The following is a 23,882-nucleotide window of genomic DNA, read 5'->3' on the forward strand; positions in this document are numbered from 1 at the left end:
ATGGCCGCCCCACCGCGCCCCGACACCTCGCCCCGCCAAACCGCGTCGCCCCACGGCAGCGCTTCGCCCGCGCCCGGCACCGCGGGCGGCGCGACGCAAGCCCGCGGCACGGCGACCGCCACAGCAGGCGATAACGCCGCCGTGGGCACGGCCGGGGTGATCGCCCCGCCGCCGCTGATCCTCGCCGCCACGCTCGGCGCAGGGCTCGGCCTCGATCACGCGGCGGACCTGGCCTTCCAGGGCGCTGCGGCGGCACGGCTCGCGGCGGGCGGGGCGCTGGCGGCCGCGGCGATCGTCCTCGGCATCGCCGCGCTGTGGCGGTTCCTGCGCACCGGCACCGCGGTGGAGCCGTGGCACCCCACCACGGCGCTCATCACCGACGGGATCTTCGCGTACACGCGCAACCCGATCTACCTCGCCTTCTTCCTCGTCCAGGCGGGCGCCGGCATCGCCTTCGGCGGCCCCCTCACGCTCGCCCTCCTCGTCCCTCTCGCCGCCGCCATCCACCTCGGCGTCGTGCGGCGCGAGGAGCGCTATCTGGGCCGCCTCTTCGGCGCGGCCTACGCCGACTATCGCCGCCGCGTGCGGCGCTACCTGTGACCACCGCGATGACCCGCCACCCCGATCCCGCATCCTCCGGGCCGCCGCTGCCGAGCGGACGCCCACGCCCCCCGCAGCCGACCGCGGCCACGCCCAAAACCAAGACTTAGGAGACCCCCTTGGACCTCGTCCTTCTCTTCGGCGTCCTTTTCGGCGCCATCGCGCTCGGCTTTCCCGTGGCCATCGCCCTCGCGGGGTCCTCGGCGATCTTCATCATCGTCACCGGGCAGGTGCCGTCCATGGTGGTCGCCCACCGCATGATCAACGGCGTCGACTCCTTCCCGCTGCTGGCGGTGCCGTTCTTCATCCTCGCCGGCAACCTGATGAACACCGCCGGCATCACCGAACGCATCTTCGACTTCGCCAAGGCGCTCGTCGGCTGGGCGCGCGGCGGGCTCGGCCACGTCAACGTCGGCGCGTCGGTGATCTTCGCGGGCATGTCGGGCGCGGCGGTGGCGGACGCGGGCGGCCTCGGCGCCATCGAGATCAAGGCGATGCGCGACGCGGGCTACGACCCCGGCTTCTCCGTCGGCGTCACCGCGGCGTCGTCCACCATCGGCCCGATCATCCCGCCCTCGCTGCCCATGGTCATCTACGGCGTCGTCGCGGGCGCCTCCATCGGTCAGCTCTTCGCGGCGGGCTTCATTCCCGGCCTCGTCATGGCCGTCTCGTTGATGGTGATGGTCTTCTATTATGCCCGCGTGCGGAACTATCCGCGCGATGCACGGTTCTCGATCAGCCGGTTGGGTTCAGCGTACCGGCGCGCTTTCCTGTCGCTGATGACCCCGGTCATCATCGTCGGCGGCATCCTCACCGGCGCGTTCACCCCCACCGAAGCCGCCATCGCCGCCTGCGTCTGGGCGCTCTTCCTCGGCCTCATCGTCTACCGCACCCTCACCCTCAAGCGCTTCCTGCGCGTCTCCTACGACACGATCGAAACCACCGCCGTGGTGCTCTTCATCGTCGCCGCCGCATCGATCTTCGCCTGGGTGCTGACGTCCAACCGCGTGCCGGAGCACTTCGCGTCCCTGCTCCTGTCGGCGTCGGACAACCCGATCGTCATCCTCATCCTCATCAACCTCATCCTGCTCATCGTCGGCTGCTTCATGGAGACTGTGGCGGCCATCACCATCCTTGTGCCCGTGCTGCTGCCGATCGCGGTGAAGGTCGGCGTCGACCCGGTGCACTTCGGCGTCATCATGGTGCTCAACCTGATGCTCGGCCTTCTGACCCCGCCCATCGGCATGGTGCTCTACGTCCTCTCCCGCGTCTCCGGCGTTCCGTTCGAGCGATGCGTGACCGCGACGGCGCCCTTCCTCATCCCGCTCGGGCTGGTGCTGATCCTCATCACCTTCGTTCCCGCGGTGACGATGTGGCTGCCGACGTTACTTTATCGGTGATGCAATCGGTTGACGCCGCGCCCCTCACGCCCTGATCTACCGTTGGACGGGGGATGGACCAGCGATGACGGGAACGGGCGAGGCGTCGCTCCAGGTGCTGCGGGAGATGCTTGCGGACGGGCCGGTGGTCGTCGCGGCGATCACCGCCAAGGCCGGGTCCAGCCCGCGCGGGGTGGGTGACTGGCTGATCGCCGCGCCCGGACGCGCCGCCGGGACGGTCGGCGGCGGCGAGGCGGAGCGGCGCACCATCGCCGCCGCCCGCGCCATGCTGGCGGACGGTCGCACGCAGGAGGTGCTGGACATCCCGCTTCACGGCGCGCTCGATGAAAGCTGCGGCGGCCATCTCACCCTGGCGCTCCGCCGCCTCCACACCGCGCCGGACGGCCCCTTCGCGATCGCCGAGGGTGGCCCGGTGCTGGCCGACCCCGCCGCCCGCACCATCGTCGTCTACGGCGCCGGCCATGTCGGCCAGGCGCTCGTGCGCGCGCTCGCCCCGCTCCCCTTCCGCCTCTCCTGGGTCGACGCGCGGCCCGAGGACGCCTGGCCCGTCGCCGGGCCCGTCCCCTGCCGACGCGCGCCCGCGCCCGAGACCACCGTGGCGGACGCGCCGGACGACGCCTTCCACGTCGTCATGACGCACAGCCACGCCGTCGACCTCGCCATCGTCGCGGCGGTGCTGGCGCGGCCCTTCGGCTTCCTCGGCCTCATCGGCTCGGCGGCGAAGAAGGCGGCGTTCTTGCATCGCCTCGCCGAACGCGGCCTCGACACCCAACGCCTCACCTCACCCATCGGACTGAACATTCCAGGCAAGGAGCCCGCCGTGATCGCAGCCTCCGTCACCGCGCAACTTCTCATGCTCGACCGGCCATGCTGATCGAGCGCGGGCGGCTGCGGCCTTTCGACGGCACCATCACCGGCGCCGACCCCTTCGCCGTGATCGAGAACGGCGCGCTGGTGACGGACGACGGCGAGGTGGTCGACTGCGGCACCGCGACGGCGATGATCGAGGCCTATCCCGATGCCGCCATCGTCGACTCCTCCGACCTTCTGACGCCGGGGCTGACCGACTCGCACATCCACTACAGCCAGACCCGCATCATCGGCACTTTCGGCGGCGGGCTGCTCGAGTGGCTGGAGTCGGTGACCTTCCCCGAAGAACAGAAGTTCGAGGATCCGGCCTACGCGCGCGAGATCGCGAAGGAGTTCTTCGACACGCTGGAGGCGGTCGGCACCACGGCGGCGACGGTCTATTGCACGTCGAACCCCGTCTCTGTCGACGCGCTGTTCGAGGAGGCGTTGACGCGCAACATCCGCGTGTCCGCCGGCCTGGTGATGATGGACCGCAACGCGCCTTCGCCGCTGTTGACCCCCGCCCAGGAGGCCTACGACCAGAGCCGCGCGCTGATCGAGAAGTGGCACGGCGCCGACAATGCCCGCCTGACCTACACCATCACGCCGCGCTTCGCGCCGACGTCGACGCCCGCGCTGCTGGAGGCCGCCGCCGCGCTGTGGGACGAGTTCCCGAGCTGCGGGATGCAGACGCACCTGTCGGAGAACACCGCCGAAGTGGAGTGGGTGCGCCGCCTCTTCCCGAAGGCGCCGGACTATCTCGGCGTCTACGAGATGTTCGGCCTCGTGGGACCCGGCGCGATCTTCGCCCACGCGATCCACCTGACCGACCGCGAGGTGGGGCTGCTCGCCGAATCGGGATCGGTGGTGGCGCACTGTCCGACCGCGAACCGCTTCCTCGCCTCCGGCCGCTGCGACGTGGCGCGGCTCCTCAAGGCCGGGGTGAGGGTGAAGCTCGGCAGCGACATCGGCGCCGGCACCACCTTCGACATGATGGAGGTCGCCGAGGAGGCCGAGGGCGTGCCCAAACGCGGCAGGCCACCTGCGGGAGCGCTCTCGTGAGCGGGGCGCGCGAGGCGTTCGTCGCCCGCTATGGCGGCGTCTACGAGCACAGCCCGTGGGTGGCCGAACGCGCGTGGGACGGCGGCATTGCCGAGGCGGGTGATGTGGTGCCGGTGCTCGCCCGCGTGGTGGAGCGCGCGGGGCATGAGGCGCAGCTTGCCCTGCTGCGCGCCCACCCGGACCTCGCCGGCAAGCTCGGCGTCGGCGAGTTGACGCCGGAGTCGGCGCAGGAGCAGGCGGGCGCCGGGCTCGACCAGTGCAGCGCCGAGGAGTTCGCCGAGTTCACCGCGCTCAACGCGCGTTATGTGGAGCGGTTCGGCTTTCCCTTCATCATCGCCGTGCGCGGGCTGGACCGGGCCGGGATCCTCGCCGCCTTCCGCACCCGCGTGGAGGGGACGCCGGAGGCGGAGTTTCGCACCGCGCTGAACCAGGTCCACCGCATCGCCGCCCTGCGCATCGCCGCGATGACGGCGCCCAAACCCGTCGCCCGCACGCCGGTGGAGCGGGACGACCTGATGCGCCTCGTCGGCACCGCGCTCGCTCGCAGCGGGGCGAGCGCCGCCAGCGCCACCGCGATCGCCGAGACTGTCGTGGCCGCGGAGGTGGACGGCGCGCACTCGCACGGCGTCTTCCGCGTGCCGGCCTATGCGCGGGCGCTCGCCAAGGGCGGGATCGACGGCGCCGCGGTGCCGAAGCTGATCGCTCGCGAAGGGGCGGTCCTGCGCTACGACGCGAACCGCTGCGCCGCACCGCTCGCCTACCAGATCGCACTGCCGGAGCTGGCGGCGCTCGCCAAGGCATCGGGCGTCGGCGTCCTGTCGCTCGCCAATGTGGCGCATTTTCAGGCGATGTGGCCGGAGACCGAGTGGCTGGCGGGCGAGGGCCTCGCCGCCTTCGCGTGTACGGCGAACCTTCCCTACCTCGCCCCCGCGGGCGGCACGAAGCCGGTGTTCGGCACCAACCCGCTCGCCTTCGCGCTGCCGGGCGACCCTCCTGTGGCGATCGACATGGCCACCTCCACCATGGCGCGCGGCGACATCATGCTGGCCGCGCGCGAGGGGCGGCCGGTGGGCGACGGTGTCGGCCTCGGCCCGGACGGCCTTCCCACCACGGACGCCGCGGCGATCCTGGCGGGCGCGCAGCTCCCCTTCGGCGGCTACAAGGGCTCGGCCATCGCGCTGATGGTGGAGCTTCTGGCGGGCCTGTGCGGCGGGCCCTACAGCGACATCGCCGAGGACGCGGCGGGGGCGGGCGTCCCGGTGGGCGCGGTCTTCGTGCTCGCTTTGTCGCCCGAGGCGCTCGGCGGGCCGGACGCGCTGGCCGAGGCCGCTGCGTTCGTCGCGCGCCTGCGCCAGATGCCCGGCGTGCGGCTGCCCGGCGCCCGGCGCCACGCCAACCGCGCGAAGGCCGGGCCGATCATGGTGGAGGACCAGATCCTCGCCGAAGTGCGCGGCCTCGCAGGGGCCTGACCAGCGGGAGCCTGACCAGCCGGGGGCCGAGGCTCAGGCGGCGTCGTGGAAGATGATGCCGAGCGTGTGCCGCGTGCCGGAGCGCAGGCGGCTGACACCGTGGCGCATCATCACGCGGTGGTCCCCCTTGGTGCCGCGGCGGGGGCGGATGGAGGTGGTGAAGAGCGCCCCCTCGCCGCGGCGCAGCGTCACCACTTCCGCGCGGGACTGCATGCGCGGGCGCTGCTCGGTCAGCACCAGCTCGCCGCCCGCGAACTCGGCCGGGTCCGTCAGCAGCACGACGAGCTGCAGCGGGAAGGCGACGGCGCCGTAAAGGTCCTGATGCAGGCAGTTGTAGTCGCCGGGTCCGTAGCGCAGCATCAACGGGGTCGGCTTCTCTTGGCCCGCGGCGTGGCAGCGGGCCAGCATCTCCGGCAACGTCGGCGGATAGGGATCCGTGCCGAGCCGCTCCGCCCAGGCGTTGGCGATGGCGGCCGCGTGCGGGTACATCGCCGCGCGCAGCTCCGCCACCGGGTCCGGCAGAGGGTGGGCGAAATACTTGTACTCGCCCGAGCCGAAGCCGTGCCGCGCCATCACCACGCGGCTGCGGAAGCGGTCGGTGTCGTAGAGCGCGGCCAGCGCCTCGCAGGCGGCGGGGGACAGCAGCGGCCCCGTGTTGGCGACGCCGAACGCGTCCATGTCGGCGGCGATGCGCGGCCAATCGAGCGCCGCCACACGCGCGGCTGCCTCGCCGCCGGCGTCGGTCCCGGCCGCAGCGTCGGCGTGTTTGTCGTCAGCCATCGTGCTTCGCCTCCGTCCGGGTGGTCCCGTGTGCGCCGGGGCCAGCGCGCTCCGGTGCGGCCTCGGCGGCGATGAGGGCACGTTTGCGCTCCACGCCCCAGCGGTAACCGGCGAGCGAGCCGTCCGCCCGCACCACGCGGTGGCAGGGGACGAGAACGGCGATGCGGTTGGCGCCGCACGCCTTGGCGACGGCCCGGTGGGCGCCCGGCGCGCCGATCGCCGCCGCCACCTCAGCGTAGCTCGCCGTCGTGCCGATCGGGATCTGCCGCAACGCCGCCCATACGCGCTCTTCGAAGGCGGTGCCGCGAATGTCCAGCGGCAGCTCGGCCGCGAGCGCGGGCTCGCCCACGGCGGCGATCACGTCCGCCAACAGCGTCGCGAAGGGCGGGCCGCCGTCGATGAGGATGGCGTCCGCGAACTGGGCGGCGATCTCGGCGCGTCCCTCCGCGGCCATGTCGGTCAGCCGCACGGCGGCGATGCCGGAGCGCGAGAAGGCGGCGGTGACCATGCCGAGCGGCGACGGCCCCGCGGCGGCGACGATGACTTCGCCGCGCCCCTTGCCGGCCAGCGCGGCGGGGGCGAGGGCGAACCGCTCTGCCGCCTCGTCATAGAAGCGCGACAGGCTGGCGAACCCGGCGGCGAAGGCGGCGCCCGCGGGCCGCTCCCCCGCGGCCAGCGCGTCGCTCGCGCGGCGGGCACGCAGGGCTCTGGCATATTGTGCCGGCGTCGTCCCGGTGTGCGCCTTGAAGGTGCGGTGGAAGTGGTGCGCGCTGACCCCGGCGGCAGCGGCCAACTCGTCCAGCGGCAACGGCCCGTCGGCGAGGCGGGCGCATGCCGCCTCCACCATCGCCGCGTTGCGCTGGGCGGTGGAGAGTTCGGTCGGCTTGCAGCGGCGGCAGGGGCGGTATCCTGCGGCCTCGGCCTCGCGCGGCAAGTCGAACAGGGTGACGTTGCGGCGCAAAGGGCGGCGCGAGGGGCAGCTCGGCCGGCAGTAGACGCCTGTGGTGGCGACGGCATAGACGAACGCGCCGTCCGCCTCGGCGTCGCGCGTGCACAGCGCGGTCCAGCGCGCCTCGTCGGCCGGAACGCCGCTGGTGCGCAACGCGGCGGCTCCGCCACCGGGCGGGGTGCGGGCCGGGGATTTGACGGTTTCGCTCATGGCCATGATTGGGGCTCCACTCCGGGGGAACTGCAAGCCCTTGATGGCGGATCCGCGCCGCGCCGTCGTCGCCCGGCTTGATCGCAAATTATCGGCCGGCATCTGGCCGCACGCGGACCCGGACCCTCAGCAGAGGGCCGGGATGGGGCGCTTGGTGGCCGCCGCGGCGGATCCGCCGAGCATCGGGATCGTCAGCGTGAGTGCGATGCCTGGGCCTTTGGTGTCGAACTCGAGCCGGCCGGAAACCTGATTGGCGGCGGCGTCGATGATGCGCATGCCGATGCCGTTGCCGGTCAGCGGCCCGTCGGTGCCCACGCCGTCATCGGCCATGCGGATCGTCAAAAGACCGTCCGACAGGGCGCCGCGTACGGTGATGGTGCCGGAACGTCCATCCGGGAAGGCATGTTTGAAGGCGTTGGTCACGAACTCGTTGACGATGGCGGCCACGGCGGATGCCTGCGTCGCGGTGACCGCGACGGGCTCGATCACCAGGTCCACGGTGACGTTTTCGGGCGCGGAGGCCGCGACGAGCCGCGCGAGCCGGTCCATGTAGCGACCGAGGCCCACCTCGTCGCCGCGGTCGAGCGAGTAGAGTTCCTCGTGCAGCAGCGCGGCGGCGGACACCCGGTGCGACACCTCCGACAACGCCTGCCGCGTCGCCGCATTCGCCGTGCGCCCGGCCTTCAGACGGACGAACGAGGCGACCGACTGGAGTTGGTTTTTCACCCGGTGGTCGATCTCGCGCCGCAGAACGTCCTGGACGCGCAGCGCCATGCGCAGGTCGAGCTCGCGCACGACTTGCCGGGCGAGCACCTTCAGCGTCTGACGCTGCACGTCCGTCAGCTTGCGGGGTTTGGTGTCGAGGACGCAGAGCGTGCCGATGGCGACACCGTCCGGCGAGCGCATGACCGCCCCGGCATAGAAGCGCACGTGGGGCGCGCCCGTCACGAGTGTGTTGAAGCTGGAGCGCGGATCGAGCCGCGTATCGGGGATTTCGAGAAGCTCGTCCTCGTTCAGGGCGTGCACGCAGATCGACTGCTCGATCGGCGTTTCGCGCTGACCGAATCCGACCTCGGCCTTGAACCACTGGCGGTCGACGTCGACGAAGCTGACGAGGGCCACGGGGGCATCGCAGATCGACGCGGCGAGAGCGGCGATCTCGTCGAACTCTTCCTCGCGGGCGGTGTCGAGGATGGCGTATTGGCCGAGCACCTCGTGACGGTGCGCGGCCGTGAGATCGTCCTGTGCCGTCACTGTATTCGCACTCATCTGCACCAGGCCAGCATCGCATCGGGTCATCGGCAGCGCCAGCATTCACGCCTCACGGGTTTCGAGAAATTTGTAAACAGCGGGTTAGTGCCATCACGCTAGCCCGGTCCCGGCCGGCGTGGCGCGGTCCCGGAGGCACAGTTCCCTGCGCATTGGGCGCAGCGCACATACTTTCGGCGCCAATCATCTGACGAAACGGCTGAGAAGCGTGGAACCGCAGAGCGGTGCGACGCGGATCGTCCCGCTGCGCCGGCGCGGTTCGGCGGCGAAACCGCGGAATCAATACGATGCATTTCTGATCATGTGCCAAAATGTCGCACCCTATTTTTGGATTATGAATCGCGGAAGCCGTCACGCGCCGCCGGCGGCCACAACCGCCCGAGTCCAGGGTGGTGCACGGGTGATACAGTTCCTGTCGCGCCGTTGGATATATGCAAAATTGTCAACACGATGCACGCCAGGTCTGCCATACGTGTAAATCGAACCACATCTGCCCCTTGCGCATAGCTCGGCAGATATGCCACACAGCAAATCAACGGTCGTTAGAACCGACTAGGGAGGAAGCCCGTTCGAACGGACATGTCTCCGCAGCCAATGGCGCGGCGATGTGGACCATAAAAATAAAGAACGTTTACGCGGTCGGCCTCCACGCCGACCGCGTTTTTTGTGCATCGCTCCAATGACGCAGCGCAATATCCCGCGCACCGCGCACACCTTTTGATTGCCGCGCCGGCTATCCGGACATTACAAAATCCGGCAACTTTCACGGAATCCGACAACCCAAGGCCGACAGGCCCCGTTGCTGCACTGCCGCAACGCGCGCCAGTCGACCGTCATCCTGGCGCCGATTTCGGCATACCGCGACACGTCCGAGGCCCGCGCCGACGACACCGCCTGCTCGGTCACCGCCCAATGGCGACGAACACTGACGCGGCGCCTTGCCACATGCCATAAGCGCACATGCTTGACCTCGACCTTCCCGCCTCTATCTGGCTCGCCGTCCTCGCCATCACCCTCCTCGCCGGCTTCGTGAAGGGCGCCGTGGGCTTCGCCATGCCCATGGTGATGATCTCGGGCATCGGCTCCCTCGTGGCGCCGGAGCTGGCGCTCGCCGCCCTCATCCTGCCCACACTGATCGCCAACACGGCCCAAGCGCTGCGCGGCGGGGTCGACGCAGCCGTCGCCGCAGCCCGCGCCCACTGGCCCTACGTCGCCATCGTCGCCGTCTTCATCGTCTTCTCGGCGCAGCTCGTGAACCTCCTCCCGGCGCGGGTTCTGTTCCTCGCCATCGGCGTCCCGGTCACCCTGTTCGCCGTGCTGCAGCTCGGCGGACGGCGCATCCGCCTGTCCGGCCACCATCAGACCGCGCTCAGCGTCGGCCTCGGCATCGTGGCGGGGCTCATCGGCGGGGTGTCGGGCGTCTGGGGTCCGCCCACCGTCATCTACCTCACCTCGCTCGACACGCCGAAGGACGAGCAGCTCCGCGTGCAAGGCATCGTCTACGGCATCGGCGCCGTGATGCTCACCCTCGCCCACATCGGCTCGGGCGTCCTCAACGCCACGACGCTCCCCCTGTCCGCGCTCCTCGTCGTCCCGGCGATGATCGGCATGCGCATCGGCATGGGCGTCTCCGGCCGCATGGACCAAAACCGCTTTCGCCAGGCGACGTTGGCCGTCCTGGTCATCGCCGGGCTCAACCTCGTCCGGCGCGGGCTGATGGGCTGACGCACGGCGATCCGCCCGCCGCCTCTTGGGTTGCACCCTCGCGACCCATCAACTGTGCGTATGGCGGGAATGCAGCGGTTGGATTGCACCCCACAATGCGGTCGTATAGGCGTCTCGTGAAATTGGATGCACCCATGACGTCACGCTTGTCCGGCCACGACCTCGTCTCGATCGCCATCGAAGCAGGGGCCGCCATTCTCCCCTTCTACGATCCGAACGGCCAGGAGGCGCGCACCAAGGGCGACGGCTCACCGGTCACCGCCGCCGACGAGGCCGCCGAGGCGATCATCCTGAAGCGCCTCGCCGAGCACGGCATCACCGCCGTCCTCGCCGAGGAGTCGGTCGCCGCCGGACGCATCCCCGATGTCGGCGCCGAATTCTGGCTGGTCGACCCGCTGGACGGCACCAAGGACTTCATCAACGGCTCCGGCGAGTTCACCGTGAACATCGCCCGGATCGTCGACGGCGCGCCGGTGGACGGCGTCGTCCTCTGCCCCGCCCTGGACGAGGTCTACTGGGCCGACGAGACAGGCGCCCACTACGCCAAGCTGGTGGACGGCAAGGTGGCGGACCCGCGCCCCATCGCCGTCGCACCGGCCGGCGGCGCGCTGAAGGTGGTCGCCTCCAAGTCGCACCTCACGGACGAAACGAAAGAGTTCATCGACCGCTTCGACGTCGACACCTTCCTGTCCTTCGGCTCCTCGCTGAAATTCTGCCGCGTCGCCGACGGGACCGCCCACCTCTATCCGCGCATGGGCCGCACGATGGAGTGGGACACGGCGGCGGGCCACGCCGTCCTGAAGGCGGCGGGCGGCGAGGTCTACACCCTCGACGGCACGCCCCTTGCCTATGGCAAGTCGGAAACCCCGACCGGCCCCTACGCCAATCCGCACTTCGTGGCGGCCGGCGCGTTCGACCCCTTTGCGCTGGCGAAAGCGTCCTGAGACCCTTTCGCCCCACGCGAAAGTGTTTCAAACAATGCGACATTGCACCACATAACAGACGTTAATGCGCGGACGGCCACAACCACGGCATCTTCCCGCGTGCAGCTTGATGAAGATGGAGTAGCGTTATGGCCGTTGATCGCGGCTCGCACCTGAAGCGGCTCGAGGACGAGTCGATCCACATCATCCGTGAGGTCGCGGCCGAGTTCCGCAATCCGGTGATGCTCTACTCGATCGGCAAGGACTCGGCAGTCATGCTGCACCTTGCCATGAAGGCCTTCTACCCCTCGAAGCCGCCCTTCCCGCTGATGCACGTCGACACCACGTGGAAGTTCCGCGAGATGATCGAGTTCCGCGACCGCAAGGTGAAGGAGCTCGGCCTCGACCTCATCGTGCACACCAACGAAGAGGGCGTGAAAGCCGGCGTCGGCCCGTTCACGCACGGCTCGTCCTACCACACCCAGGTGATGAAGACGGACGCGCTGAAGCAGGCCCTCACCGCGCACGGCTTCGACGCGGCCTTCGGCGGCGCCCGTCGCGACGAGGAAAAGTCCCGCGCCAAGGAGCGCGTCTTCTCCTTCCGCACGCAGAACCACGGCTGGGACCCGAAGAACCAGCGGCCCGAGCTGTGGCACCTTTATAATTGCCGCGTCGCCAAGGGCGAATCCATTCGCGTCTTCCCGCTGTCGAACTGGACCGAGCTCGACATCTGGCAGTACATCATGATGGAAGGCATCGAGATCGTGCCGCTCTACTTCGCCAAGGAGCGCCCGGTGCTCGAGGTCGACGGCCAGCTTCTGATGGTCGACGACGAGCGCTTCCCGCTGGACGGCCGCACGCCCGATATGAAGATGGTCCGCTTCCGCACCCTCGGCTGCTACCCGCTGACCGGCGCCGTCGAAAGCCCGGCCGCCACGCTGGAAGAAATCGTCGCCGAGATGCTCATTGCCCGCACCTCCGAACGGTCCGGCCGCCTCATCGACAAGGACGAGGAAGCGTCCATGGAGAAGAAGAAGCGCGAGGGTTATTTCTAAGATGTCCGTTGCTGAAAACCTCACCCCGGAAGCCTTTTCCGAATACCTGGCAAGCCAGGAGCGGAAATCCTTCCTGCGCTTCATCACCTGCGGCTCGGTGGACGACGGCAAGTCGACCCTGATCGGCCGCCTGCTCTATGAGACCAAGCTGATCTTCGAGGACCAGCTTGCCGCCATCGAGCGCGATTCCAAGAAGCACGGCACCACCGGCGAGGACATCGACCTCGCCCTTCTCGTCGACGGCCTGGAGGCGGAGCGCCAGCAGGGCATCACCATCGACGTCGCCTACCGCTTCTTCACCACCGACAAGCGCAAGTTCATCGTCGCCGACACGCCCGGCCACGAGCAGTATACGCGCAACATGGCGACCGGCGCCTCCACCGCCGATCTCGCCGTGCTCTTGGTCGACGCGCGCAACGGCATCCAGGTGCAGACCAAGCGCCACGCCTTCCTGGTGTCGCTGCTCGGCATCCGCCACGTCGTCCTCGCCGTGAACAAGATCGACCTCGTCGACTTCTCCGAAGAGAAGTTCAACGAGATCAAGGCCGCGTTCGAGACCTTCGCCCACGGCTTCGACTTCGACACCATGCAGGCGATCCCGATCTCCGCCCGCTATGGCGAGAACGTCGTCGGCCAATCGGAGAAGATGCCCTGGTACAAGGGCCCGACGCTGCTCGACTATCTGGAGTCCGTCGAGGTCCAGTCCGACCTCGAGGATCGCCCCTTCCGCATGTCGGTCCAGTGGGTGAACCGGCCGAACCTCAACTTCCGCGGCTTCTCCGGCACCATCGCGTCCGGCAAGCTGCGCCCCGGCGATCCCGTCGTCGTCGCCTCGTCCGGTAAGGACGCGGTGGTGAAGCGCATCGTCACCATGGACGGCGACCTTCCCGAGGCGGTCGCCTCCGAGGCCGTCACCGTGGTGCTCGACCGTGAGATCGACGTGTCGCGCGGCGATATCCTGGTTCCGCCGTCGCACCGGCCGGAGGTGGCGGACCAGTTCGCCGCTCACATCGTCTGGATGGCCGAGGACAAGCTCTATCCGGGCCGCCCCTACATCCTGAAGATCGGCAACAAGACCGTGTCGGCCCAGGTCACCGAGATCAAGCACCAGATCGACGTGAACACCTTCGACCACCTGGCCGCCAAGGAGCTGCACCTCAACCAGGTCGGCTTCTGCAACGTGTCCCTGTCCGAGCCGATCGCCTTCGACCCCTACGAGGCCAACCGCGAGACGGGCGCCTTCATCCTGGTCGACCGCCTGACCAATGCGACGGTCGGCGCGGGCATGGTGTGGTTCGCGCTGCGCCGCGCCACCAACATCCACTGGCAGGCGACGGACGTCACCAAGGACAGCCGCGCGGCCATGAAGGGCCAGAAGCCGGCCATCCTGTGGTTCACCGGCCTGTCGGGCTCGGGCAAGTCCACCATCGGCAACCTGGTCGAGAAGAAGCTGTCGGCGATGGGCCGCCACACCTACATTCTCGACGGTGACAACGTGCGTCACGGCCTCAACCGCGACCTCGGCTTCACCGATGCGGACCGCGTGGAGAACATCCGCCGCGTGGCCGAGACGGCGAAGCTCTTCGTCGACGCGGGGCTTCTGGTGGTCGTCACCTTCATCTCGCCCTTCCGCTCCGAGCGGCGGATGGCGCGCGATCTGGTGGAGGATGGCGAGTTCCTGGAAGTCTACATCGACACGCCGATCGAGGAGTGCCGCCGGCGCGATCCGAAGGGCCTCTACAAGAAGGCCGATTCGGGCCAGCTCAAGAACTTCACCGGCGTCGATTCGCCCTACGAGGCGCCCGAGGGTGCCGAAATCTCGATCGACACCACCACCGGTGATCCCGAGATGCACGCCGAGCGCATCGTCACGCTTTTGAAGGAGCGCGGCATCATCGACTGATGCCACGCCGCCCGCGCTTGAGAAGGCCGCCTTCGGGCGGCCTTTTTCGTTATTCCGCCAGCTTGCCGGTGGTCTCCCAGGCCAGCGCGTCGGCAAGCTGTGCGTCGCCCCAGAAGCGGTTGCCGTCGCTGGTGACGAAGGTCGGCGCGCCGAAGACGCCCGCCGCCTGCGCCGCCTCGGTGTTGGCGAAGAGCCCGGCCTTGGCGGCGTCGCTCTTGGCGCCCGCGGCGACCTCGTCCGGGTCGAGCCCCGCCGCCGTCGCCGCCGCGGCGATCACCGCCGCATCGGCGATGTCGTGCCCCTTGCCCCACTCCTCGGTGAAGACGGCGCGTGTGAAGGCCGCACGCTCAGCGCCCGACAGCGCCAGCGCCGCGCGCCCCGCCGTCACGCTGCGCTGCGGGAACACGGCGGGCTTCACGAAGGGCAGGCCCCGATGCGCCGCGCGGCGGGCGATGTCCTCCCACATGAAGGCGCCCTTGTCCTCCGACGCGACATTGGGGGACGAGGCATAGCCCGCCGCCGCGAAGATCGGGCCGAGCAGAAAGGGCGTCCACTCCACGGTGACGCCGGCGGCCTCCGCCGCCGCCTCCATGCGCATCGCCGAAAGGTAGGAGTAGCTGGACGAGAAGTCGTAGAAGAAGCGGAAGGCCATGGCGTTTTCCCTGGGTGGAGCCTGTCTCGAGGGCGGTGCGGCTCCGGCCCCGCCCCTTGCGCCGCCCGCTTGATACGCGCGGCGAATGCACGTTCGGCGCAATTTCGCGGCGGATCAACAGCGCGCCGCAGCGTGCCTCGGCCAAGGCCAGAGCCCGCACCTATGGCACCGCACGCAAAATTTGAATGACGCGGCGCGATGGTGCAGCGTGGCCGTCCTATCGTGCGGGACCGGCCCCTGCCGCCCCGCCGCCTCCGGGACATCGTTTTGCCTCTCCGCCTCTCCTTGCGCACCTCCGTCCTGGGTGGACGCCCGCAGCTTGCCATCCTCCTCGTCCTCATCAGCCTGGTGATGGCGGGCAACGGCATCGTCGCCCCCGTGCTGCCGCTCTACGCGATGGAGTTCGGCGTGGGCGGGGCGCTGGTGGGCATGCTGATCACCCTGTTCGGGGTGGGGCGGCTGGTGGCCAACATTCCCGCCGGCATCCTGTCCGAGCGGTTCGGGCGGCGGCCTTTCCTGTCGCTCGGCCCGGCGCTGATCGCGGTGGGCGCGGTCGGCGCGGCCATGGCGACGACGTTCGAGATGCTGCTCTTCTGGCGCTTCGTCCAAGGCATCGGCTCGGGCATCTACATGACCACCTCCGCCGCCGTGCTGGTTCAGCTTTCGACGCCCGGCAGGCGCGGCTACGTGATGGCGCTCTACCAGGGCTTCCTGCTGCTCGGCGCCGGCGTCGGCCCGGCCTTGGGCGGCGCGCTTGCCGCCCGCTTCGGCAGCGCGGCCCCCTTCTGGGGCTACGCGGTGGTGGCGGTGGCGGCGCTCCTTCTGGTCCTCTTCGCCTTTCGCGAGCCGCAGGAGGCCGAACCCGACGAGGAGGAGACCACCGGCCCGCCCGTCACCATGCGGGAGTTCTTGCGCAACCGCGCCTACGTGCTCCTGTGCACGATCACGTTCTGGATCTTCTTCACCCGCACGGCGGGCCAATGGCTCGCCATCCCTCTGGTGGGCAACCAGCGCTTCGGGCTGACGGTGGACCTCATCGGCCTCGCCCTCACCTCCTCCGCGGTGGCGAACGCGGCGATGCTGCCGCTCGTCGGCCCGGCCACCGCCCGCTTCGGCGCGGTCACGGTGGCCGCGCTTTCAACGGCGCTGGTCGCGGGGGCGCTGATCCTGGTGGCCTTCGCCGAGGCGGTGCCGGTCTATTGGGCGGCGCTGGTGATGCTGGGCATCGGTTCCGGCTTCAACGGCCCCTCCGTGGCGGCGGCGATCGCCGACATCACCCCGTCCAACCTCTTCGGCCCGGCGATGGGCACGCAGCGCGCCATCGCCGACACCGGCTTCGTCTCCGGGCCGATCATCGTCGGCCTCGTCCACGACCTGACGCCGTTCGGCTACTCCGGTGCGCTCGCCGGCAACGCGGTGATGCTGGCCGGGGCGGGCGTACTGGTGTGGATCTTCGTGCGCACCCCGCGCCGCGCCGGGCCCGGCTGACCGGACACTCTGGCGATACCTATGCGGGACCGCTATTCGCCCCGGCTTGCGAACACCGCCTCGGCGACGGGCATCGCCGATAACACGTTCGGCCAGCCGGCGTAGAAGGCGAGGTGGGCCAGCGCCGCGGTCGCCTCGTCCTTGGTCAATCCGTCGTCGATCGCCCGCGAGAGATGGAAAGGCAGCCGGTCGACCCTGCCGGTGGAAACCAGCGCGGCGACGGTCACGAGGCTGCGGTCCCGCGGGGCGAGCGCCGGGCGCCGCCACAGGTGGAGAAGGAGCCCTTCCGCGGTGTCGCCGGCCGCCTGCGGGTCGACGCCGCCGAGCCGCGCCTCACCGAAGGACCGGCGCAGACCCTCCGCCGCCTGGTGGAGCGGCAGCATGTCGGCCGGATCGGCGGCGGGCAGATCCGCCAGCGCGACGCCATGCGCCTGGAATACGGGGGCCGCGGCTTTGGCGCCCATCATCGCGTTCGGCCAGCCGGCGTAAAAGGCAAGATGCGTCAGCGTTTCGGAGACCTCGGCCGCGGTGACACCGTTTTCCAAAGCGATGTCTATGTATTCAGACAGGCCCTCGTCCTCGCTGCGGGCGACCAGCGCGGCAACGGTGAGGAGACTGCGATCGCGCAAGGACAAGGCCGCGTCGGCCCACACGCGCCCGAACAGAACCTCATCGGTATAAAGGCCGAGCGCGGGGGCGACGGTGGCGAGAGCCGGGTTCGCCGGCGCGTGGACGGGCGCGTCGTGGGCCGTTGCCGTGGGCGCCATCGCCGCGGAGGCGACAACGGCCGCGGCGGTCACGGTAAAGCAGGTGGCGAGGACGGCGATCGTGCGCATGATGGCTCCTGTCCCGTGGGATGGCCCGTCCGGCGTGGTGCGCCGGGCCGAGGGTCTTCGACCGTGAGGCAGCGGCGCAAGACGGGCCCGGACTTCCCTTGAAGGAGGCCATGATGTCGGCACGGGCCGCTCACGGGCGCCTGGCATAATGTCGCGGGCCTCCGGCGCAGCGGCGCACGTCCGCCACCGCCCGCCGCCGCCACCGCCACCGCCACCGCCGGTCCGCCCGCCGCGCGCGTCAGAGGACCGAGATCATCCCGCCGTCGACGAAGATGAGCTGGCCGTTCACGTAATCGGAGGCCGGGGCGGCGAGGAAGACCGCCGTGCCCACCAGCTCCTCCGGCTTACCCCAGCGGCGTTGCGGCGTGCGCCCCTTCACCCAGGCGTCGAAGGTCGGGTTGGCGATCAGCGCCTCGTTCATGTCCGTCAGCATGTAGCCGGGGCCGATGGCGTTGGCGTTGATGCCGTGCTCGCCCCACTCGGCGGCCATGCCCTTGGTGAGGTTTTTGATGCCGCCCTTGGCCACCGTGTAGGGGATGACCGTGGCGCGGGCGAGATCGGACGTCAGCGAGCCGATGTTGATGATCTTGCCCGCCTTGCGCGGGATCATCCGCTTCGCCGCCTCGCGGCCGACCACGAAGGCGCTCGTCAGGTTGGTCTCGATCACGCGCGACCAGTCGGCGGTGTCCAGCTCCACCATCGGCTTGCGGTATTGGATGCCGGCGTTGTTCACGAGGATGTCGACCGCCACGCCCTCGGCGTCGAGCGCCTCGAAGGTGGCGACCACCGCCGCCTCGTCGCACACGTCGAACGCCATGGCGCGGACGCTGTGGCCCTTGGCGGCGAGGTCCTCGGCCGCCGCCGCCAGGCGATCGGCGTTGACGCCGTTGAGGATGACGGAGGCGCCCGCCTCGGCCAGCCCCTGGGCGATGGCGAAGCCCAGTCCGCGGGAGGAGCCGGTGACGAGGGCGGTCTTGCCCGAAAGGTCGAAAAGGCCGGTCATCGGTCAGATCTCCGAGCGGCGGACGGTGAGGTCCGGGCGGTCATAGACGGCGGGCAGAAGGTCGACGCCGAGGCCCGGACCCTCCATCGGGTAGACGTAACCGTTCTCGATATGCGGCACGGTGTCCACCAGCTCCGTGTACCACCCGCGATAGAAGGCGCGCACCGACTCCTGGATCAGCGTGTTCGGCTGCGAGAAGGACGCATGCACGGCGGCGGCGAAGGCGACCGGGCCGGTGCAGTCGTGCGGCGCGAAGGGGCGGTGCCAGGTCTCGGCCAGCGAGGCGATCTTGCGCGCCTCGGTCAGCCCGCCGGCCCACACGATGTCGACCATCGCCACCGACATGGCGTTCCTGTCCAGCATGTCCTTGAACGGATAGCGGCTCCCCATCGTCTCGGACGCGGTGATCCACACGTCCGTATGCGCGGCGAGCTCGGCCAGCGCCTGCGGGCTGTTCATGCGGATCGGGTCTTCGTACCAGTAGGGCTTGTACTGCTCCAGCTCGCGGGCGATCAGCTTGGCCGTCGGCAGGTTCCAGAGCGAGTGCAGCTCGACCATGATGTCCATCTTGTCGCCGACCGCCTTGCGGATCTTCTCGAACGGCTCGCACGCGCGGCGCATCTGCGCGGCGTCGATGGAGAGGCCGTGCGTCTCGTGGGCGATGGGGTCGAAGGGCCAGATCTTCATCGCCGTGATGCCTTCGGACAGAAGGTCTTCGGCCAGTTCGTCCGCACGGTGCATGAAGCCGTCCAGGTCCTCGTAGCGGCCGCGGGCCTGAGGATCCCAATTCTCTACCGGCTTGATGTTCTTGGACGACACGTAACGCGTGCCGGCGCAGGTGTTGTAGACCTTGATCTTGTCGAAGCAGAGGCCGCCGAGAAGCTGGTGGACCGGCTGGTTCGTCAGCTTGCCGAATGCATCCCACAGGGCGAGGTCGATTGCCGACGCGGCGCGATATTCGACGCCGGTGGACGACTGCGCCATGGGCAGATTCACCATCTCCTTGTTGTGCGCTTCGATGGTGAGGGCGCTCTTGCCGAGCAGGCGGCCGGCGAGCGTGTCGTGGATGTGGGATTCCACGGCACCGGCCCCGTAAAACGTTTCGCCGAGGCCGACGATGCCGGCATCGGTGTGCACCCGGACCCAGACGACGTTGGCGAACTCTTCGGTTCGCAGGGTCTCGATGGCGGTGATCTTCATGTGGTCCTGCCCTTGGCGCGTTTTTATGCTCGGCATGGTGATCGGCACTTGCCAGCATGCCTCATCGTGAAATATCACGATGTAACAAGACGAGTACACGACGTATCTCTTGCAACGCAACGCCGAATTTGGATTGTGCTGCCGGACGATCGGACGTGGACCAAATCAAGGGGGAAGCGCCGCAAGTGGACCTGGCGAGCGTGGGCGAAACGGACGTCTTCGACCTCAATTGGAACCTGGGCGGGGCCAAGCCGAGCCTCGCCGAGCGGGCCTATGAGCGCATCGAGGCCCTCTTCGTCGATACGACACTGCCGCCCGGCGCCTTCGTGCGCATGCAGGACCTGCAGGACCTCATCGGGCTCGGGCGCACGCCGGTGCATCAGGCCGTGCGCCGCGCCGGCGCCGAAACGCTGATCATCATCCGCCCGCGCGACGGCCTCACCATCGCGCCGATCGACCTGACGCGCGAGCGCCGCCTCGCGGAACTGCGCCGCGGGATGGACCGGTTCGTCATCGAAGAGGCCGCCAAGCGGCTGACGCCGAACCACAAGGCGGGCTTCATGCACCTGCGGCGTGCCTTGGCGGACTGCGGCGACGCTATCGACATCGACACCTTCAACCGCTTCGACCGCGCCTTCGACACGCTGCTGATCGCCGCGGCGGGCGAGCCCTTCCTGCAGCGCAGCCTGCGCCCTCTGCACGCCTTCGCGCGGCGCTCCGGCTACATCGCCATCGTCAAGCTGGCGAGCGGCGGCGGGGTCGCCGAGAGCCTGAAGCGCCACCTCACCATTTTGGATGCCGTCGTCGCCGGGGATGTCGACCGTGCGACGAAAGCGTCCGATGCGCTGATCGACCTGTCGCAGTCCTACTTCGCCGACCTGACGAACAGCGTCGATCCGCTCCTGCTCGATGCGGGTCTGGGGCGTCATGCGGGCGATCGTCCCGCCGCGCCCCCCGCGTCCGGTCCCTCCGGCCCTTGAGCACCCGATGGCCGAGAGACCGCAAGACCGTTTCCATACAACCTGGAGGAATCCCCATGACCTTTAAATGGTCCGCCCTGGCCGGTGCTGCGATCGGCCTCATCATGGCCAGCGGCGCGAACGCCCAGGACTACACCTTCCGCTTCCAGTCCTCCGACCCGGCGGGTAACCCGAACTTCGAGTATCAGAAGGGCTGGACCGACCTCGTCAACCAGCGCTCCGAAGGCCGCGTGAAGATCGAGCTGCTGCCGGTCGGCTCCGTCGTCGAATACAACGAGACGCTGGAGGCCGTCGGTGCCGGCATCCTCGACGGTCAGATCTGCGACACGTCCTACTGGGCAGGCCGTGACCCGGCGTTCGGCCTCATCGCCAACCCCGTCGGCGCCTGGTCTGATCCCGAGCAGATGATCGACTTCGTCGAGAATGGCGGCGGCAAGGAGCTGATGGCCGAGCTGCTCGAGCCCTATGGCCTCCACTTCATCGGCGTCTCCACGCCGGGCCTCGAGGCGTTCGTCTCGCGCGTGCCGCTCGACGGTGTGGACGACCTCAAGGGCGTCAAGGTGCGTGCGCCCGAGGGTCTGATCGGCGCCGTCTTCGCCGCCGCCGGCGCCGCGCCGGTGAACCTGCCGTCGTCGGAAGTCTACACCTCGCTCGACAAGGGCGTGGTCGACGCGGCCGACTATTCGGTGTTCTCCGTCAACCAGGCCCAGGGCCTCAACGACGTTGCGCCGAACCCGGTCTATCCCGGCTTCCACTCCCTGCCGCTGGTCGAAGTGTCGATCAACAAGGCCAAGTGGGACGCGCTGCCGGAAGACCTGCAGACGATCCTCACCGAGACGGTGAAGGAGTTCCAGCAGACCCAGGTCAACGGTCTGAAGGAGCGTGATGCCGCGGCCGTCGCCGAAGCCGAAGAGAACCCGGACATCACCATCCACAACTGGTCCGACGAGGATCGCGCCCGCTTCCGCAGCATCGCCCAGGGCGAATGGGAGAAGGTCGCGGCCAACTCGCCGATGTCGCAGAAGGTCTACGACACGCTGAGCACCTATCTCACCGAGAAGGGCCTTCTGGCTCAGTAACCGGACCATGACGGCGCCGGGCGCGACACTGCGCCCGGCGTTTCCAATGGTGGCGTGCCCGCCGGTCCCGCGGGACCGCGCCGCGCATCTTTCGACCTTCACGGGAGACGGCGATCATGAATGAAGCCGAGCGCGAGGCCATCGACCTTGCGTCCACGAGTGAGACTATGGCGCCGCGCACGGTTCATCCCGCGGCGGGGGTGATGGGGCGGGTGATCGACCGGCTCGGATACGTCTTCGCCGCCGGCATCGTCGTCGGCGCGATCATCCTCCTCGTCGAGGTGTTCCTGCGCTACGTCTTCAACAGTCCGACGATCTGGGCGCATGAGACGACGATCTTCCTGACCGGAATGTCGTTCATCTTCGGCGGGCTCTACTGCACCGCGCGCGACACCCATATTCGCGTCGTGCTGATCTACGACCAGCTCGGCCCGGCCGCCCGCCGTGTGGCCGACGTCATCATCTTCCTCGTCTCGGCGGTCGCGTCCGGCTTCTTCGCCTACGCCGCCTATCAGATGGCCTCGCGCGCCGTGTTCTCGCCCTCCGGCGGCTTCCGGCTCGAGACGACGGGCTCCGCCTGGTCGCCCCCCACGCCCGCCCTCATCAAGTCCTTCATCTTCATCGTGATGGTGCTGCTCGCGATCCAGTTCGTGATCCTCGCCGTCAACACCATCCGCCGGACGACCCGATGAACGATTTCCTCTCCCTCGGGATCGACCTCAGCCAGCTCGGGATCGAGTACGGCACCCTCGTGATGTTCGCGATGCTGGTGCTGCTTCTCGTCACCGGCATGCCGCTCGCCTTCGTCACGCTGCTCGTGGCGCTGATCTTCGCGCTCGGCTGGTTCGGGCCGATGTCGATCCCGCTGATCACCAGCCGCGTCTACTCCTTCGTGTCGAACTTCGTGTTCGTCTCGGTGCCGATGTTCGTGCTGATGGCGGCGATCCTCGACCGCTCCGGCATCGCCCGCGACCTGTTCGACGCGATGAAGCTCTTCGCCGGGCGCATCCGCGGCGGCGTGGCGGTGCAGACGATCTTCGTCGCGGTCATCCTGGCCGCCATGTCCGGCATCATCGGCGGCGAGATCGTGCTCCTCGGCCTCATCGCCCTGCCGCAGATGCTGCGCCTCGGCTACGACCGCAAGCTCGCCATCGGCGTCGTCTGCGCGGGCGGCTCGCTCGGCACGATGATCCCGCCCTCGATCGTCCTCATCGTCTACGGTCTGACCGCGAACGTCTCCATCGGCGAGCTCTTCACCGCGTCCTTCCTGCCCGGCTTCATGCTGGCGATGTTCTATGTCGCCTACGTCCTGTTCACGGCCTATTTCCGCAAGGGCCTCGTGCCCGACCCTGATCCGGTGCCGATCGCGGCCGCGGAGAAGATGCGCCTCCTCAAGGGGTTGGTGCTGCCGATCCTGGTCGTCGCCATCGTGCTCGGCTCGATCTATGGCGGCATCGCGTCCGTCACGGAGGCGTCCGCCATCGGCGTCGGCGGGGTGATCCTGTCGACCATCCTGCGCGGCGAGTTCACCTACACGCTGATGCGCGACTCCGCGCTGCAGACGCTCGCCACCGTGGGCATGATCGTGTGGATCGGCATCGGCGCCACCGCCATCGTCGGCGTCTACAACCTGATGGGCGGCGTCACCTTCGTATCCGGCCTGCTCACCGGCATTTCGGACGAGCCGATCATCATCATCCTGGTGATGATGGGGATCCTGTTCTTCCTCGGCGCCTTCCTCGACTGGGTGGGCATCGCGCTGCTGACGATGCCGATCTTCGTGCCGATCGTGAAAGACCTCGGCTACGATCCGGTGTGGTTCGGCGTGCTCTTCTGCATGAACATGCAGGTGTCCTTCCTGTCGCCGCCCTTCGGCCCGGCCGCGTTCTATCTGAAGAGCGTGACGGACATCCCGCTCGGCGTGATCTTCAGGGCGCTGCTGCCGTTCATCGGCCTGCAGATCCTCGCCGTGGGGCTGTTGCTCTTCTTCCCCGGCATCACCGGCCGCTGAGCCGGCCGGCCCCCTTCCGACGCGAAAAAGGCCGGCACCTTCAGGGTGCCGGCCTTTTTCATCTCGGGCGCAGGGTGCCGTCAGTGCCGCTTGCCGGACCGCGCCAGCCGCTTGGCGTTGGCGGTGGCGCTGGCGCTGATGGGCTTGATCCCTGCCGCGACCACCGCGCCGATGCCCTTGTTGCCCGCCATGGCGCGCATCGTCATCTCGGCCGACTTGGCGAAAGCGGAGGGTTTCTCCATCAACATGCGGGCGGCCTCGTCGGCGCGCATGGTGCCGGTCATCATCTGTAGGGTGCGCGTCTGGATCACGCTGGTGGCCGACATCCACATCTGGGCGCCGCTCCAGGCCGCATCGTTCCAGTCGTAGGCCGCCTGGAAGAACTCTTTATACATAGCCGTCTCCGCTCCAGATGGGTCGCGCAGCCTTGCCGCTGCGG

At 69.0% G+C, this 23,882-nt stretch carries 22 protein-coding genes; 14 read left to right on the plus strand and 8 right to left on the minus strand.

All coding sequences use genetic code 11. The features are described 5' to 3' along the window. From BIX52_RS07575 to uraD, 5 genes are all read left to right on the plus strand, one after another. Positions 1 to 600: a methyltransferase family protein gene (locus BIX52_RS07575; RefSeq protein WP_083660106.1), complete on the plus strand. Its 600-nt coding sequence runs from the start codon at positions 1 to 3 to the stop codon at positions 598 to 600. Positions 601 to 719: 119 nt separating this feature from the next. After that, positions 720 to 2,000 carry a TRAP transporter large permease gene (locus BIX52_RS07580; RefSeq protein ID WP_075220434.1) on the plus strand — a complete coding sequence of 427 codons (1,281 nt, stop codon included), beginning with the start codon at positions 720 to 722 and terminating at the stop codon, positions 1,998 to 2,000. A 64-nt stretch (positions 2,001 to 2,064) separates the two neighbouring features. Then, a complete protein-coding gene (gene xdhC / locus BIX52_RS07585) occupies positions 2,065 to 2,874 on the plus strand; it encodes a xanthine dehydrogenase accessory protein XdhC (protein ID WP_075220435.1) in 810 nt (269 codons plus the stop codon). Further along, entirely contained in the window at positions 2,868 to 3,911 is a 1,044-nt protein-coding gene (locus tag BIX52_RS07590) for a guanine deaminase (RefSeq protein WP_075220436.1), read from the plus strand. Before xdhC ends, BIX52_RS07590 begins: the two co-directional genes overlap by 7 nt. Beyond that, entirely contained in the window at positions 3,908 to 5,380 is a 1,473-nt protein-coding gene (uraD, locus tag BIX52_RS22420; protein ID WP_170126408.1) for a 2-oxo-4-hydroxy-4-carboxy-5-ureidoimidazoline decarboxylase, read from the plus strand. Before BIX52_RS07590 ends, uraD begins: the two co-directional genes overlap by 4 nt. Positions 5,381 to 5,413: 33 nt before the next feature. On the opposite strand, the gene BIX52_RS07605 is transcribed toward uraD, so the two are convergent. The 3 genes from BIX52_RS07605 to BIX52_RS07615 all read right to left on the minus strand — a co-directional run bounded on the left by BIX52_RS07605 (position 5,414) and on the right by BIX52_RS07615 (position 8,588). Beyond that, positions 5,414 to 6,160 (minus strand): 2OG-Fe(II) oxygenase, encoded by a 747-nt coding sequence (locus BIX52_RS07605; protein WP_083660108.1) that lies wholly within the window; start codon positions 6,158 to 6,160, stop codon positions 5,414 to 5,416. Further along, complete coding sequence (locus BIX52_RS07610) at positions 6,153 to 7,325, minus strand: bifunctional transcriptional activator/DNA repair enzyme AdaA (protein ID WP_075220437.1); 1,173 nt, start codon at positions 7,323 to 7,325, stop codon at positions 6,153 to 6,155. Before BIX52_RS07610 ends, BIX52_RS07605 begins: the two co-directional genes overlap by 8 nt. A 120-nt stretch (positions 7,326 to 7,445) precedes the next feature. After that, complete coding sequence (locus tag BIX52_RS07615) at positions 7,446 to 8,588, minus strand: sensor histidine kinase (RefSeq protein WP_170126409.1); 1,143 nt, start codon at positions 8,586 to 8,588, stop codon at positions 7,446 to 7,448. A 960-nt stretch (positions 8,589 to 9,548) separates the two neighbouring features. Between BIX52_RS07615 and BIX52_RS07620 the strand changes: the two genes are divergently transcribed. The 4 genes from BIX52_RS07620 to cysN all read left to right on the plus strand — a co-directional run bounded on the left by BIX52_RS07620 (position 9,549) and on the right by cysN (position 14,194). After that, positions 9,549 to 10,313, plus strand: coding sequence for a sulfite exporter TauE/SafE family protein (locus BIX52_RS07620; protein ID WP_075220439.1), 765 nt, complete (start codon positions 9,549 to 9,551; stop codon positions 10,311 to 10,313). Positions 10,314 to 10,447: 134 nt separating this feature from the next. Beyond that, entirely contained in the window at positions 10,448 to 11,257 is an 810-nt protein-coding gene (gene cysQ / locus BIX52_RS07625) for a 3'(2'),5'-bisphosphate nucleotidase CysQ (RefSeq protein ID WP_075220440.1), read from the plus strand. A gap of 128 nt (positions 11,258 to 11,385) precedes the next feature. Continuing rightward, a complete protein-coding gene (cysD, locus tag BIX52_RS07630) occupies positions 11,386 to 12,291 on the plus strand; it encodes a sulfate adenylyltransferase subunit CysD (RefSeq protein ID WP_075220441.1) in 906 nt (301 codons plus the stop codon). 1 nt (position 12,292) lies between these two features. After that, positions 12,293 to 14,194: a sulfate adenylyltransferase subunit CysN gene (gene cysN, locus BIX52_RS07635; RefSeq protein WP_075220442.1), complete on the plus strand. Its 1,902-nt coding sequence runs from the start codon at positions 12,293 to 12,295 to the stop codon at positions 14,192 to 14,194. A 49-nt stretch (positions 14,195 to 14,243) separates the two neighbouring features. On the opposite strand, the gene BIX52_RS07640 is transcribed toward cysN, so the two are convergent. Continuing rightward, positions 14,244 to 14,846 (minus strand): 2-hydroxychromene-2-carboxylate isomerase, encoded by a 603-nt coding sequence (locus BIX52_RS07640; RefSeq protein ID WP_075220443.1) that lies wholly within the window; start codon positions 14,844 to 14,846, stop codon positions 14,244 to 14,246. 267 nt (positions 14,847 to 15,113) lie between these two features. Here BIX52_RS07640 and BIX52_RS07645 point away from each other — a divergent pair, with 267 nt between their 5' ends. Further along, a complete protein-coding gene (locus BIX52_RS07645) occupies positions 15,114 to 16,334 on the plus strand; it encodes an MFS transporter (protein ID WP_157956216.1) in 1,221 nt (406 codons plus the stop codon). A gap of 32 nt (positions 16,335 to 16,366) precedes the next feature. Here BIX52_RS07645 and BIX52_RS07650 read toward each other — a convergent pair whose 3' ends face one another. From BIX52_RS07650 to BIX52_RS07660, 3 genes are all read right to left on the minus strand, one after another. Continuing rightward, positions 16,367 to 17,170 (minus strand): carboxymuconolactone decarboxylase family protein, encoded by an 804-nt coding sequence (locus BIX52_RS07650; RefSeq protein ID WP_075220445.1) that lies wholly within the window; start codon positions 17,168 to 17,170, stop codon positions 16,367 to 16,369. 238 nt (positions 17,171 to 17,408) lie between these two features. Beyond that, positions 17,409 to 18,173: an SDR family oxidoreductase gene (locus BIX52_RS07655; RefSeq protein ID WP_075220446.1), complete on the minus strand. Its 765-nt coding sequence runs from the start codon at positions 18,171 to 18,173 to the stop codon at positions 17,409 to 17,411. Between the two features lie 3 nt (positions 18,174 to 18,176). Next, complete coding sequence (locus tag BIX52_RS07660; RefSeq protein WP_075220764.1) at positions 18,177 to 19,373, minus strand: mandelate racemase/muconate lactonizing enzyme family protein; 1,197 nt, start codon at positions 19,371 to 19,373, stop codon at positions 18,177 to 18,179. A 155-nt stretch (positions 19,374 to 19,528) separates the two neighbouring features. Here BIX52_RS07660 and BIX52_RS07665 point away from each other — a divergent pair, with 155 nt between their 5' ends. From BIX52_RS07665 to BIX52_RS07680, 4 genes are all read left to right on the plus strand, one after another. After that, on the plus strand, positions 19,529 to 20,353 hold the full coding sequence (locus BIX52_RS07665) for a GntR family transcriptional regulator (protein ID WP_205647730.1): 825 nt from the start codon (positions 19,529 to 19,531) through the stop codon (positions 20,351 to 20,353). A 56-nt stretch (positions 20,354 to 20,409) separates the two neighbouring features. Continuing rightward, positions 20,410 to 21,432: a TRAP transporter substrate-binding protein gene (locus BIX52_RS07670; protein WP_075220447.1), complete on the plus strand. Its 1,023-nt coding sequence runs from the start codon at positions 20,410 to 20,412 to the stop codon at positions 21,430 to 21,432. A 116-nt stretch (positions 21,433 to 21,548) separates the two neighbouring features. Beyond that, positions 21,549 to 22,124 (plus strand): TRAP transporter small permease subunit, encoded by a 576-nt coding sequence (locus BIX52_RS07675; protein WP_075220448.1) that lies wholly within the window; start codon positions 21,549 to 21,551, stop codon positions 22,122 to 22,124. Next, entirely contained in the window at positions 22,121 to 23,443 is a 1,323-nt protein-coding gene (locus tag BIX52_RS07680) for a TRAP transporter large permease (RefSeq protein WP_075220449.1), read from the plus strand. Before BIX52_RS07675 ends, BIX52_RS07680 begins: the two co-directional genes overlap by 4 nt. A gap of 80 nt (positions 23,444 to 23,523) precedes the next feature. Here BIX52_RS07680 and BIX52_RS07685 read toward each other — a convergent pair whose 3' ends face one another. After that, a complete protein-coding gene (locus tag BIX52_RS07685) occupies positions 23,524 to 23,838 on the minus strand; it encodes a hypothetical protein (protein WP_075220450.1) in 315 nt (104 codons plus the stop codon). Positions 23,839 to 23,882: the final 44 nt, after the last annotated feature.

The sequence above is a fragment of the Acuticoccus yangtzensis genome (assembly GCF_001927245.1).
GTDB classification, from domain to species: Bacteria; Pseudomonadota; Alphaproteobacteria; order Rhizobiales; family Amorphaceae; genus Acuticoccus; species Acuticoccus yangtzensis.